13 protein-coding genes and 1 tRNA gene are annotated in these 12,160 nt (G+C 65.8%); 10 read left to right on the top strand and 4 right to left on the bottom strand.

Annotated features, from left to right (window positions below; genetic code table 11):
- Nucleotides 1–55: 55 nt before the first annotated feature.
- Genes PV772_RS03925 through PV772_RS03935 form a run of 3 tightly spaced genes read right to left on the bottom strand, consistent with a single transcriptional unit; the run spans nucleotide 56 to nucleotide 2,156 of the window.
- Nucleotides 56–313 (bottom strand): PspC domain-containing protein, encoded by a 258-nt coding sequence (locus tag PV772_RS03925; RefSeq protein ID WP_141159747.1) that lies wholly within the window; start codon nucleotides 311–313, stop codon nucleotides 56–58.
- Between the two features lie 3 nt (nucleotides 314–316).
- Complete coding sequence (locus PV772_RS03930; protein ID WP_347885419.1) at nucleotides 317–574, bottom strand: hypothetical protein; 258 nt, start codon at nucleotides 572–574, stop codon at nucleotides 317–319.
- 1 nt (nucleotide 575) lies between these two features.
- Nucleotides 576–2,156 (bottom strand): PspC domain-containing protein, encoded by a 1,581-nt coding sequence (locus tag PV772_RS03935; protein ID WP_347885420.1) that lies wholly within the window; start codon nucleotides 2,154–2,156, stop codon nucleotides 576–578.
- A 125-nt stretch (nucleotides 2,157–2,281) separates the two neighbouring features.
- On the opposite strand from PV772_RS03935, the gene PV772_RS03940 reads away from it, so the two are divergent.
- Both PV772_RS03940 and PV772_RS03945 read left to right on the top strand, forming a co-directional pair.
- A complete protein-coding gene (locus tag PV772_RS03940) occupies nucleotides 2,282–3,619 on the top strand; it encodes a PspC domain-containing protein (RefSeq protein WP_347885421.1) in 1,338 nt (445 codons plus the stop codon).
- The gene (locus PV772_RS03945; RefSeq protein WP_141182134.1) at nucleotides 3,616–4,305 is read left to right on the top strand and encodes a response regulator transcription factor; all 690 of its coding nucleotides are present in this window, start codon (nucleotides 3,616–3,618) and stop codon (nucleotides 4,303–4,305) included. The genes PV772_RS03940 and PV772_RS03945 overlap by 4 nt, the downstream gene beginning before the upstream one ends.
- 251 nt (nucleotides 4,306–4,556) lie before the next feature.
- On the opposite strand, the gene PV772_RS03950 is transcribed toward PV772_RS03945, so the two are convergent.
- On the bottom strand, nucleotides 4,557–5,774 hold the full coding sequence (locus PV772_RS03950) for a pyridoxal phosphate-dependent aminotransferase (protein ID WP_347885422.1): 1,218 nt from the start codon (nucleotides 5,772–5,774) through the stop codon (nucleotides 4,557–4,559).
- 279 nt (nucleotides 5,775–6,053) lie between these two features.
- Between PV772_RS03950 and PV772_RS03955 the strand changes: the two genes are divergently transcribed.
- From PV772_RS03955 to rplJ, 8 genes are all read left to right on the top strand, one after another.
- Nucleotides 6,054–6,126, top strand: a tRNA-Trp gene (locus tag PV772_RS03955).
- Nucleotides 6,127–6,208: 82 nt separating this feature from the next.
- On the top strand, nucleotides 6,209–6,493 hold the full coding sequence (gene secE / locus PV772_RS03960; protein ID WP_056388913.1) for a preprotein translocase subunit SecE: 285 nt from the start codon (nucleotides 6,209–6,211) through the stop codon (nucleotides 6,491–6,493).
- A 114-nt stretch (nucleotides 6,494–6,607) separates the two neighbouring features.
- Entirely contained in the window at nucleotides 6,608–7,426 is an 819-nt protein-coding gene (gene nusG / locus PV772_RS03965; RefSeq protein ID WP_347885423.1) for a transcription termination/antitermination protein NusG, read from the top strand.
- Between the two features lie 128 nt (nucleotides 7,427–7,554).
- Nucleotides 7,555–7,986 carry a 50S ribosomal protein L11 gene (gene rplK, locus PV772_RS03970; RefSeq protein WP_018760472.1) on the top strand — a complete coding sequence of 144 codons (432 nt, stop codon included), beginning with the start codon at nucleotides 7,555–7,557 and terminating at the stop codon, nucleotides 7,984–7,986.
- Nucleotides 7,987–8,165: 179 nt separating this feature from the next.
- Complete coding sequence (rplA, locus tag PV772_RS03975; protein ID WP_018760471.1) at nucleotides 8,166–8,873, top strand: 50S ribosomal protein L1; 708 nt, start codon at nucleotides 8,166–8,168, stop codon at nucleotides 8,871–8,873.
- A gap of 126 nt (nucleotides 8,874–8,999) precedes the next feature.
- On the top strand, nucleotides 9,000–10,139 hold the full coding sequence (locus PV772_RS03980; RefSeq protein ID WP_347885424.1) for a GNAT family N-acetyltransferase: 1,140 nt from the start codon (nucleotides 9,000–9,002) through the stop codon (nucleotides 10,137–10,139).
- Nucleotides 10,140–10,146: 7 nt separating this feature from the next.
- Complete coding sequence (locus PV772_RS03985; protein WP_347885425.1) at nucleotides 10,147–11,265, top strand: GNAT family N-acetyltransferase; 1,119 nt, start codon at nucleotides 10,147–10,149, stop codon at nucleotides 11,263–11,265.
- A gap of 292 nt (nucleotides 11,266–11,557) precedes the next feature.
- Nucleotides 11,558–12,139, top strand: a complete 582-nt coding sequence (gene rplJ, locus PV772_RS03990) for a 50S ribosomal protein L10 (protein ID WP_347885426.1) — start codon at nucleotides 11,558–11,560, stop codon at nucleotides 12,137–12,139.
- Nucleotides 12,140–12,160 lie beyond the last annotated feature (21 nt).

Here is a 12,160-nt window from a genome sequence, read left to right on the forward strand (position 1 = left end):
GGCAAGGCCCCCGCCGTGGATGATGAGTACCCACGGTCAGGGGCCTAAGGCGCGGTCAGGGCCGGTTGAGCGACCGCCGGTCCAGGAAGGTCTGCAGCAGGATTTCATTGCGCTGGTCCGGGATGATGATCCAGGCCAGGAGGTAGAAGACCACGGCTGGTCCGGGGAGCAGGCACAACAGGAGGAAAGCGATGCGGACATAGGCAACGTCGACGTTGAGCTGCGCCGCGATTCCTCCGAGTACTCCACCCACCCAGCGCTGCGGTCCGCGCTTCAGGCCGAAGCCCCTGACAATGCTGAAGAACTTATCCATGGTTCAAGACTTCCCTGTAGTTGGTTGGTTGTCACGTTTCCGGGCTGAGAGCAGGCCGCCCACCACCAGGGCCACGCCGGCGCCGATCATGAGGCCGATCAGGACGTAGGTGCCATTGAGGGCGACGATCCCCAGTTGGGCCACGATGATCAGCGCGGCCAGCGCCAGGACGATCAGTCCCCACACCACCGTTCCCACCCTTGCCGGTGCCGGTCCGGCGGTGTCCTGGCCCGCCGTCGTCGGAATGTTGCTGTTGTCCATCTCAGTTGCCTTCCTGGATCGTGACGTTGCTGAAGGTGCCGTCGATCTGGACCACCAGGTGGTTGCCGGGCCGGTCGGTGTTGTAGCTGCTTTGGCGGGTGGTGGTGCCGCCGCGCTGGCCTCCGCCCTCATTCAGGTTGCCCATGGTCATGTCCGCCTTGATGTCCACCGGCACGTTCTGCGGAATCACCACGGTCACGTTGCTTGCGGTGATGTCCAGGGGAACCACGACGTCGGACGTCAGGGGGGCGGTTGGGGACAGGCCCGTGAGGTCCACGGTTCCACGTCCGGCGGTGATGTCGATTCCACCGCGTGCTTCCTCGATGCTGGCGGGGTTCCAGTCCACCTGTTGGAACCGCATCCGGCCATCGTCCAGGGTGTTGTAGACGCCCCCGGTGACCAGTGCAACCACGGCGAAGAGGCTCAGGATGCCGGAAGTGCGGCCGCGGAAGCCCGCCACCAGGATGCCCAGGCCCAGGACCGCTGCCGCGCTGGCCCACACTATGGCGTTGGCGGAGCCGCCCAGGTTGATGACGTTCGCGGCGTCGAGGGCCTTCAGCCCACCGCCCACCACCAGGGCGGAACCCGTTGCGATGGCCACGCCGGGGGCGCCGGGACCGGACGGCCGGGGCTTGGGCGGCCGCGGCGGAACCCATGGGCTGGGGTAGCTGCCGCCCCCGGGCGCTCCGCGGCCGGGACCGCCGGGAGACGTGCCGCCAACGCCGCCGGAGCCGGGAGCCGGTGGCACACTTCCGGCCGGGCTGTAGCCGCCCTGGCCGTAAGGGCCGCCCGTTGCGCTGGTGTCCGCCGTGCCTGCGGTGCTGCTGCCATAGGGCGGCGCCGCAGCCGCAGCCGGTCCGGCTTCGGTGCCGGCGGAGAACGTCGCGGTGTGGGCCGCGCCGGAACTCCCCATCGGATAGGTCCCGGCTGGTGCGGCACCGCCGTGGCCGGCCATGGTGGGGTGGGCCTTGTTGCGCTGGGAGAGGTAGTAGATCAGGTAGATGGCGCCGCCAACCCAGAAGAGGGTCCACAGCAGCCCGCTGAGGCCGTTATGGCTCCAGCCCCAGAAGCCTCCGCCCAGGCCCGTGAGGCCCAGGATGGTGGCGATGAGGGAACCTGTCATGCCGCTGGACCAGCGGCCCGCACCGGCTTCCTGGACATGGATCCTGCCGTCCGGTTCCGGGAGGAAGGCCCAGGCCAGGCCGTACAACAGGACTCCGATGCCTGCCAGGAGGGTCAGGACAATGAAGACGCCGCGGATGATGATGGGGTCAACGCCCAGCCTGTGCGCAATACCGCTGCAGACGCCGCCAACCCACCGGTCATTGCCGCGGTAGATGCCGTTGCTGCGGATCCAGCCGAAGAAGTCGGTGGACGGAGCGGGTGCCGGGCTGCCCTGGTACGCATAGTTAGGTGAAGGTTCCGCCGGCGGGACTATCGGCGGGCCTGTGGCGGGGTCAGGAGGCGTCGGGCCGGAGGATGGCAGCGGCTCGGTGGGCTGCCCGCTGTCCGTGCCGGGCTGCTCCTTGTGAAGGGGCTCGGCAGGGTGTTCGTCGTCGGGGGAGGGGGTCTGCGAGTTCATACCTCGATCCTCCCGTCCATGCCCGGCAGCCCTCTACTGGGGGAAACCCTGAACCGTCCCTGAGCTGTCCCCGGGAAGCGGCTGAATGCGGTCCGGGCAACCCTGATCCATGTTTGGATTGACCCATGACAACCCTTCCGGTGCGGCCACCCCTGGCACGGAGCAGCGACCGTGTCATCGCCGGGGTGTGCTCCGGCTTGGCTGCACACCTGGGCTGGCCGGTGCGGAACGTCCGCCTGGGCATGGTCCTGGCGTGCTTCGCAGGCGGTGCCGGCCTGGTCTTCTACGCATGGCTCTGGATCATGGTGCCCACCGCGGACGAGGCCGTGCGCCGCAACGCCCGCCGCCCGGCATCGCCCATTGCCCCGGCGGTGAGCCGGCCCGCCCAGGGGACCGCTGCCGACGCCGGATCCCCGGCAGGTGCCCCCGGTCCGGTTCCGGACGGCGCCGGAGTGCCGCCGGGCGCCCCTTGGTTCCGGGCGCACGGCATGCGGTACGGCAAGGAAATCCTGCTGGGCTGCGGGCTCCTGCTCGTCGCAGGCATCATGATCGCCCAGCTGCTGGGCGTGGACGTATCACTGGGAACGCTGATCCCGGCCGCCGCGGTCCTGGGCGGCGCCTCGATCGCATGGATGCAGCTGGATGAGACCCGTCGCGCAGGGCTGGTGGACAAGACCAAGGCTGACCAGGCCGGCGGCTGGGGCCGCCTCGCTGCAGGCCTGGCGCTGGTGGTGGCCGGGGTCCTGGTGATGGTCTCCGGCTCGGGGTCATGGGAGCAAACGTGGCTTGCGCTGCTTGCCTCGGTGGCCGTCCTGGGCGGGGTGGTGCTGGTCCTGCTGCCCTGGGCGCTGAAGTTTTGGCGTGACCTCGAGGCCGAACGCGCCGGCCGGATCCGGGAGACGGAACGTGCCGAAATTGCCGCCCACCTCCACGACTCCGTGCTTCAGACCCTCGCCTTGATCCAGCGGCGTGCGGGCAACGAGCACGACGTCGTCCGCCTGGCCCGTGCCCAGGAACGCGAGCTGCGCGGCTGGCTATTCCAGGACCCCGGCCGGGAAAGCGGGCAGCTTTCAGACCGGATCAAGGCCGTTGCCGGCGAGGTGGAGGACCTGCTAGGCAACGCCGTGGAGGTGGTCACCGTTGGTGATGCCCCCATGACCGAGGCGTACGAAGCCTTGGTCCAGGCAAGCCGGGAAGCCATGCTCAACGCATCCCGCCATGGTGGCGGGACGGTCTCGGTCTACCTTGAGGCATCGGACGGGCTGGCCGAGATCTTCATCAAGGACAGGGGCCCGGGCTTTGAGCTGGGGGACGTCCCGGCGGACCGGCTGGGCATCCGGGAATCGATCATCGGCAGGATGAAACGGCACGGCGGCTCGGCTGCCATTCTCAGCACGGGGGACGGCACGGAGGTCCGGCTCCGGCTGCCGGCTGCAGCAGAACACGCGGAAGGAAAATCATGAACCTGACCCAGGGTGCCGGCGGCGGAAGCGCCCGGCCGGCCAACTCCGCACGGGTTGTCATCGTGGATGACCACGCCATCTTCCGGTCCGGCCTGAAAGCGGACCTTGACCCCAGCATCCAGGTGGTGGGTGAGGCTGCCACCGTGGAGCAGGCCATCGCCGTGATTGCCCAGCAGCGGCCCGACGTCGTCCTCCTGGACGTCCACCTCCCCGGCGGACTGGGCGGCGGCGGCCGCGAAGTCATCGCCGGATCCGCCGCGCTCCTGTCCAGCACCCGGTTCCTGGCGCTGAGTGTGTCCGACGCCGCAGAGGATGTGGTCGCAGTGATCCGCGCCGGCGCCCGGGGCTATGTCACCAAGACCATTTCCGGCGCCGAGATCACCGACGCCGTGTTCCGGGTAGCCGGCGGCGATGCGGTCTTCTCACCCCGGCTTGCCGGTTTTGTCCTGGACGCCTTCGGCACTGCCCCCGCGGACATTGCCGACGACGAACTCGACAAGCTCTCAGCCCGCGAGCTTGAGGTCATGCGGCTCATCGCCAGGGGCTACAGCTACAAGGAGGTGGCCAAGGAGCTCTTCATCAGCATCAAGACCGTGGAAACCCATGTCTCGGCGGTTCTGCGCAAGCTCCAGCTCTCCAGCCGGCACGAACTAACCAAGTGGGCCGCGGAGCGCCGCCTCCTCTAAACGCCCCATCAGATCCTGCGTCTCTAACCCAAACGCCCCATCAGCTCCTGCGTCTCTAACCCAAACGCCGCATCAGCTCCTGCGTCTCTAACCCAAACGCCGCATCAGATCCTGCGTCTCTAACCCAAACGCCCCATCAGATCCTGCGTCTCTAACCCAAACGCCGCATCAGCTCCTGCGTCTCTAACCCAAACGCCCCATCACCAGGTGATGGGGCGTTTGGGTTATTCCTGCGGAAGGTGATGGGGCGACTACTGGGCCTTGCCGAGGAAGTCCTGCAGGCGCTGGACGCCCGTGGCGAGGTCGTCGTCGCCCAGGGCATACGAGAGACGCAGGAAGCCGGAGGGCCCAAACGCCTCACCGGGAACCACCGCCACCTCAACCTCGTCGAGGATCAGCGCAGCCAGCTCCGCGGACGTCTGCGGCGTAGCGGTGCCGGAAGCGGTGGGGAACTCCTTGCCCAGCAGCGCACGGACGTCCGCGTAAACGTAAAAGGCGCCCTTCGGCGTCGGGCACTCCACGCCCTCAATGGCATTCAGCCCTGCAACGATGGCCTTCCGACGGCGGTCGAATGCCACTTTCATCTCGTCGACTGCGGTCAAGGGGCCGGATACGGCGGCGAGGGCAGCGATCTGCATGATGTTGGACACGTTGGACGTGGCGTGCGACTGCAGGTTCGTGGCCGCCTTGATGACGTCCGCGGGACCGATCATCCAGCCCACGCGCCAGCCGGTCATGGCGTAGGTTTTGGCAACACCGTTGAGGATGACCACCTTGTCGCCCAGCTCGGGGGCAGCAGTGGCGATGGACGTGAAGGGTACGCCGTCGTACGTCAGGTGCTCGTAGATTTCGTCAGTAACCACCCAGAGTCCCTTTGACGCAGCCCACTTGCCGATCTCCGCCACCTGCCCGGGGGAGTAGACAGCGCCCGTGGGGTTCGACGGCGAGACGAACAGCAGGATCTTGGTCCGGTCCGTCACGGCTGCCTCGAGCTGGTCAACGGTCACCAGGTAGTCCTGTTCAGGCCCGGCAAACACTTCCACGGGGACGCCGCCGGCCAGCCGGATGGCTTCAGGGTAGGTGGTCCAGAACGGGGAGGGCACGATGACCTCGTCGCCCGGGTCCACCAGCGTGGCGAAGGTGTTGTAGACAGCCTGCTTGCCGCCGTTGGTGACCAGCACCTGTGAAGGATCCACGGAGTAGCCCGAGTCGCGCAGGGTCTTCTCCGCGATGGCCTTCTTCAGTTCGGGCAGCCCGCCTGCGGGGGAGTAGCGGTGGAACCTGGGCTGGGACGCCGCCTCGATGGCCGCCTGGACAATGTAGTCCGGGGTGGGGAAGTCGGGTTCGCCCGCACCGAAGCCAATAACCGGCCGGCCAGCTGCCTTCAGCGCCTTGGCCTTGGCATCGACGGCCAGGGTTGCGGATTCGGCAATTGCGGAGATGCGTTGGGAAACGCGGGCGAAAGGCATTGGCAGGTCCGTTCTTCGCTTGCAGCCCAGGGGCTGGAATGTGGGATTCGACGAGTTCTACTCTATGCTGTTCACCGGACCCTCCGGGGTGCCGGTTTTGATTTATGACTGCCCCGTGCAGCAGGATCCGGGCCGGGCAGCGGATGGTCCGGAAAACGGGCTGGTTTTACCTACGCGAAGTTCTTGCGTAGACTGGTTCACCGGTGTTGAAACACGGATGATGGCGTGCGCCCCAGTTCAAGCTGGTGGTTGGCCATCAAAGAGTGCAATTCACTCCATAGGGTAGTGGCGCAATTGGTAGCGCAGCGGTCTCCAAAACCGCAGGTTGCAGGTTCGAGTCCTGTCTGCCCTGCGCAAGCTGCTCCGGGCGAAAGCCCGGAGCAGGCGCAGCAACCATGGTTCTGATCAGGGCCGGGTAATCCACCATTGCAAAGATGAGCGAGGACCAGGTGACCGAAACAGCTGCCAGCAGCTCCAAGGGCCGCCCAGCTAAGAAGGAAGCCAAGGCAAACTTCTTCGCCCGCATTGCACTCTTTGTCCGCCAGATCATCGGCGAACTGAAGAAGGTTGTTGCCCCCACCCGCAAGGAACTGATCAACTACACGCTCGTGGTGCTGGTGTTCGTGGCCATCATGATGGTCATCGTCAGCCTGCTGGACATTGGTTTCGGAACCGCTGTCAGCTGGATCTTCGGCGGCACCGGCCCCAAGGACAGCTAAGGCTGAACGGTCCGCAGGCTGCGTGCTTCATCCGGGTAACCGGGAGGAAGCGCCGGCGTGCGGAATTGAGCCATTTAAATAGGCATGTTAGGCAATGAGGAAGCAGGAGACCAAGTGTCTGAGCAGGAGCTCGAGGTAACCGAGACGGGGCTGGAAGAATCCCCGGACGTCACGGCAGAAGCCGGTGAAGAGTCCGAGGTTGAGTCCTCCGCGCCCGAATCCGACGACGCCGCCTCCGACGCAGCAGTTGCTGACGAAGCCGACGCTTCAGAAGCCGACGGCGAAGATGAGCCTGCAGACGCCCTCGCCGCCGCGGCAGCCACCGCCGCCGCTGACCCGGCTGAGGAGTTCAAGGCCAAGCTGCGCCGCCAGGAGGGTGACTGGTATGTCATCCACTCCTACGCCGGCTACGAGAACCGCGTGAAGGCCAACCTTGAAACCCGCATCCAGACCCTGGACATGGAAGATTACATCTTCGAAATCCAGGTACCCATGGAAGAAGTCGTGGAGATCAAGAACGCCCAGCGCAAGGTGATCAACCGCGTCCGCATCCCCGGCTACGTCCTGGTCCGCATGGACCTCACGGATGCCTCCTGGGGCGCCGTCCGCCACACCCCCGGCGTCACCGGCTTCGTGGGCAACGCCCACAACCCGGTCCCGCTGCGCCTGGACGAGGTCTTCTCCATGCTCGCCCCTGTCTTCGAAGAGGAACAGGGCGAGAAGGGCAAGCCGGTCAACAAGCAGAACCAGGCACCCGTGGCCGTGGACTTCGAAGTTGGCGAGTCCGTCATCGTCAAGGAAGGTCCGTTCGAGACCCTCCCCGCCACGATCTCCGAGATCAAGCCCGAGTCCCAGACCCTCGTGGTGCTGGTCTCCATCTTCGAGCGCGAAACGCCGGTCACCTTGGCGTTCAACCAGGTCACCAAGATCTGAAAATCCTAGAATTCGTCCCGGCGCCGCCCGCTTAGCGGCACCGGAACGGCCGGCCGCCTTGCCATGGCGGCCACAAACCTGAGGCACGCTCCTGTGCCCCAGGACGTTATTGAGAGAAGGACCCTACATTGGCTCCCAAGAAGAAGGTCACCGGCCTCATCAAGCTGCAGATCCAGGCAGGTGCCGCCAACCCGGCCCCGCCGATCGGTCCTGCGCTTGGCCAGCACGGTGTCAACATCATGGAATTCTGCAAGGCGTACAACGCTGCAACGGAAGCCCAGCGCGGCAACGTCATCCCCGTGGAAATCACCGTCTACGAGGACCGTTCCTTCACGTTCATCACCAAGACCCCGCCGGCTGCAGAGCTCATCAAGAAGGCTGCAGGCGTTGCCAAGGGTTCATCCACCCCGCACACCGTCAAGGTTGCCAAGCTGACCCAGGCCCAGGTCAATGAGATCGCCTCCACCAAGATGGAAGACCTCAACGCCACCAGCCTCGAAGGCGCAGCCAAGATCATCGCCGGCACCGCCCGCTCCATGGGCATCACCGTCGAGGGCTAACCACCCTTCCCGCTGTCCAGCGTCAAAGTAATTGACGACGACGGGCGGCACCGCCGGGACACCGGCACCAAACACATTGAAATGTCGGGCATCCGGGCCGGATAACGAACCGGACCACCGACTGTGGCAGGGCCCAGCGCGGTCCGCAGACCACAACTGCACAAGGAGAAATAAGCAGCATGGCAAAGCGCAGCAAAGCATATGAGGCAGCAGCCGCCAAGATCGACGCGGAGAAGCACTACGCACCGTTCGAGGCAGTAACGCTGGCCAAGGACACCAACCCGTCCAAGTTCGACGCCACGGTTGAGGTGGCCTTCCGCCTCGGCGTTGACCCCCGCAAGGCTGACCAGATGGTCCGCGGCACCGTCAACCTGCCCCACGGCACCGGTAAGACGGCCCGCGTCCTGGTCTTCGCCACGGGCGACAAGGCCGAGGCAGCAATCGCAGCCGGCGCCGACTTTGTTGGTTCCGACGACCTGATCGAAAAGATCGCCGCCGGCTGGACCGACTTTGACGCCGCCGTTGCCACCCCTGACCTCATGGGCAAGGTTGGCCGCCTCGGTAAGGTCCTGGGTCCGCGTAACCTGATGCCGAACCCGAAGACGGGCACCGTGACCCCCGACGTCACCAAGGCTGTCAACGACATCAAGGGTGGAAAGATCGACTTCCGCGTCGACAAGCACTCCAACCTGCACTTCATCATCGGCAAGGTTTCCTTCGACGCCATCAAGCTTGCCGAGAACTACGCAGCGGCACTGGAAGAGGTTCTTCGCCTCAAGCCGTCCGCCGCAAAGGGCCGCTACATCCAGAAGGCCACCGTTGCCACCACGTTCGGCCCGGGCATCTCCGTGGACCCCAACGTCACCAAGGTTCTGACCGAGGCATAGTCCTTCCTGAAGTTCCTGCCTCCGGGTTGATTCCGGAGCAACCAAAGACCGTCCCGGCGCCAAGGCGCCGGGACGGTCTTTTTTGTGCCGGCTGCCACGCGGGCCGGTGCTGCCTAAGCTGGCTGCATGGACCACGTTGAGCGAACCGGCCCCCCACTGTCGCCGTCGATCCCGTCCTGGGCAATTGCCGCCGTCGTTATCCCGCCACGCGGACCCGACCGCCGCGGCACTGGGCTGACCGCGGACTTCCTGGCATGCCAGGCCATGAAGGAGGCCCACGCCCTCGAGCTTTGGGGAAGCCTGGAGCGCTGCCCCACCCTGGACGAAGCGCTGGAGTATTGGCGCGGGAACGAGTACGAGGAACGGCTGCTTTTCCTTGCCCGGGCCGGCGCTGAGCCGGTGGGGCTGTACTCCGTGGCGCTGCCTCTGCGCGAGAACCTGGCCACGGCGGGGATCGACGTCCTGGTGGCTCCCGGCCGGCGCCGGAGGGGAGCGGGGCGGCGCCTGCTGGAACATGCCGAAGCCGTGGCCCGCGCCCGCGGCAGGACATCCCTGGAGGGCTTCCATGAAGTTCCCTTGGACAAAATGCTCCAAGGTTCACGCATGGTCACCGCCAAATCGGGGGCGGGCCAGCTGCCGGCGGATGACCCTGCAACCGCCTTCGCCCTGGCCTCCGGGTACCAGCTCGAACAGGTGGAACGCTCCAGCAGGCTGGAGCTGCCAGTCGCCACGGACCTGTTGTCACAGCTGGCCGAGGACGCCGCAGCCCACTCCGGGGACTACGTGCTGGCCGGCTGGGACGACCACTGTCCGGACAAGTTCGTTGCAGGTTATGCCGGATTGAGGGCGCGGATGAGTACGGACGCGCCCACCGCCGGCATGGACTGGGAACGGGAGGACTGGGACGTCCAGCGCGTGCGCCGCGATGAAGAGGCCCAGGTCCGCAGCGGTGTGCAGACCTCCGTGGCCGCAGCCCTGCACCGGCAAAGCGGCGAACTGGTGGCGTATACGGTCCTGACCTGGCGCCCGGAGGTGCCGGAGTCGCTGATTCAGCAGGACACCCTGGTGGCGGCCGAGCACCGCGGCCACCGGCTGGGGATGCTGACCAAGGCGGCCAACCTGCGGCGAGCCCGGGAAAAATGGCCGCAGGCGCGCTCCGTCCTGACATGGAATGCCAGCGAAAACCAGCATATGCTGGCGATTAATACCGCCCTTGGATTCAGGCCCGCCGGCTATGAAGGTGAGTGGCAGAAACGGCTGGGATGATGCCCGAATGGCAATAGACGTGAAGATCGAGCAGCTCTGGATTCCCGACTCCCTGGACACCCCGGACGCTGCGGATTTCCTCGCCGCGGTGGAAGTGGGCCGCAAGGTGCGCATGCAGACGTGGGGCAGTGACGATCTTGCGTACGATCCCGAGGAAAAGCTGCTTGAGTTCGCGGACCCGTATGAGCGCCAGTTGATCCTCGTTGCCAGGGTGGACGGCTCGATCGTGGGCACGGTTGATATTGCGCTGCCCCTGACCGACCACCTGGACCTTGCCGAGCTCACCCTGGACATCCTGCCCGAGTTCCAGCGGCAGGGGGTGGGCCGCCGGCTCCTGGAGGCTGCCGAACAGCTGGCCCGGGGGGAGGGCCGCACCATGATCCTGGTGGATACCAACCATCCCGGGGCGTCCCTGCATGAGTTTGAACGGGCCCAGCTGGTGCCGGGCTCCGGGCAGGGCTTCGTGCCCCTGGAGAGCCGCGAGGTGGAGTTCGCACAGAAGACCGGCTACACCCTGCAGCACATCGAGCAGTTCAGTTCCTGCCTCCTGCCCCTGGACACCAAGCTGGTGGCCGACCTCCAGGCTGAGGCCGAGGAAGCGAACAACGGCAGGTACCGGCTGCACCACTGGACGGACCGCTGCCCCGACCGCTGGCTGGAGGCCGTGGCCGCGCTGGAAAACCAGGCGGGCGCCGACGTGGACCCGTCACTGGACATGCCGGTTGAACAGGGCATGGTGTTCGACGGCGGAATCCTGCGTGAGGCGGAGGACGTCGCCATCGCCCAAGGCAGGAGAACGGTGGTCACCGCCGTCGAGCACATCGCCACGGGGGCCCTGGTGGGCCTTACCACCATCACTGTCCTTGCCCACCGGGCGGACGTGGTGTTCCAGGACGATACCCTGGTCCTCCAGGAGCACAGGGGCAACAAGCTCGGGCTGCTGATCAAGGTGGCCAACATGGAGCGGCTCAGCGAACAGTTCCCGGACGCCCGCATCATCTACACCTGGAACGCCCCGGAGAACCGGTACCTCCTCACGGTCAACAAGCAACTGGGATTCCAGACAGCCGGCGTCACCGGCATCTGGCAGAAGGAGCTCCCGACCCTGCACACCAGCACCAGCTGAGGCCGATTTGGCGGACCGGCAGCGCCTCGCGTAAGCTGGATGTACCAAAGACCGTCGGTTGTTGGAAATCCACTCTCCTGAACATGGCTCAACTCTGCAGTTGTGCGCGGGGGACCACAGTGGCTTTCCGGACGAAGGACCCTCAACGCAGGGCGGCCGGCGCAGGTGAACGAAGCAAGGCTCCACGGCAACGTGTTGAGCCAAGCCCCGTGCATCTGCGCGGGGCGTTTTTAGTTTTAGCTCTCTTGAGCGGGGACCGTCGAATACCGGCACTATCCCCGGAAGGAGGGTTATGGCAACGCCTACCAAGGTTTCAGCAGTAGCTGAGATCACTAACGATTTCAAGGAATCGAACGCCGCTGTCCTGACCGAATACCGCGGGCTCACCGTTGCACAGCTCAAGCAGCTGCGTGTTTCTCTCGGCCAGGACACCAAGTTCGCGGTCGTCAAGAACACCCTGACCGCCATTGCAGCCAAGGAAGCCGGCGTCGAAGCATTCGACGGCCAGCTTGCCGGCCCCACTGCAATCGCGTTCATCAAGGGTGACGCAGTTGCCGCTGCCAAGAGCCTGACGGATTTTGCCAAGGCCAACAAGCAGCTGGTCATCAAGACCGGTTACTTCGAGGGCAAGGCGCTGGACGCCACCGAGGTCGCCGCACTGGCTGCCCTCGAGTCCCGCGAGCTGCAGCTCGCCAAGGTTGCAGGCGTCCTCAAGGCACCTGCCGCCGCAGCTGCACGCATCATCGACGCACTGCGCCTCAAGCTTGAAGAAGAGAACGGTGCACCGGCAGCTGCCGAAGCGCCCGCCGCTGAAGAAGCCCCCGCCGCTGAAGCTGACGCTGCCGCCGAAGCTCCCGCTGCCGAAGAGAACTAATTCTCTTACCCCCACCAGACT

This window comes from Pseudarthrobacter sp. CC12, from assembly GCF_039907755.1.
Lineage (GTDB): Bacteria > Actinomycetota > Actinomycetes > Actinomycetales > Micrococcaceae > Arthrobacter > Arthrobacter niigatensis.

Coding starts and splice junctions, on each gene's coding strand:
- PV772_RS03925 (WP_141159747.1), bottom strand. CDS start 313: ATGGATAAGTTCTTCAGCATTGTCAGGGGCTTCGGCCTGAAGCGCGGA.
- PV772_RS03930 (WP_347885419.1), bottom strand. CDS start 574: ATGGACAACAGCAACATTCCGACGACGGCGGGCCAGGACACCGCCGGA.
- PV772_RS03935 (WP_347885420.1), bottom strand. CDS start 2,156: ATGAACTCGCAGACCCCCTCCCCCGACGACGAACACCCTGCCGAGCCC.
- PV772_RS03940 (WP_347885421.1), top strand. CDS start 2,282: ATGACAACCCTTCCGGTGCGGCCACCCCTGGCACGGAGCAGCGACCGT.
- PV772_RS03945 (WP_141182134.1), top strand. CDS start 3,616: ATGAACCTGACCCAGGGTGCCGGCGGCGGAAGCGCCCGGCCGGCCAAC.
- PV772_RS03950 (WP_347885422.1), bottom strand. CDS start 5,774: ATGCCTTTCGCCCGCGTTTCCCAACGCATCTCCGCAATTGCCGAATCC.
- secE (WP_056388913.1), top strand. CDS start 6,209: ATGAGCGAGGACCAGGTGACCGAAACAGCTGCCAGCAGCTCCAAGGGC.
- rplA (WP_018760471.1), top strand. CDS start 8,166: ATGGCAAAGCGCAGCAAAGCATATGAGGCAGCAGCCGCCAAGATCGAC.
- PV772_RS03980 (WP_347885424.1), top strand. CDS start 9,000: ATGGACCACGTTGAGCGAACCGGCCCCCCACTGTCGCCGTCGATCCCG.
- PV772_RS03985 (WP_347885425.1), top strand. CDS start 10,147: ATGGCAATAGACGTGAAGATCGAGCAGCTCTGGATTCCCGACTCCCTG.
- rplJ (WP_347885426.1), top strand. CDS start 11,558: ATGGCAACGCCTACCAAGGTTTCAGCAGTAGCTGAGATCACTAACGAT.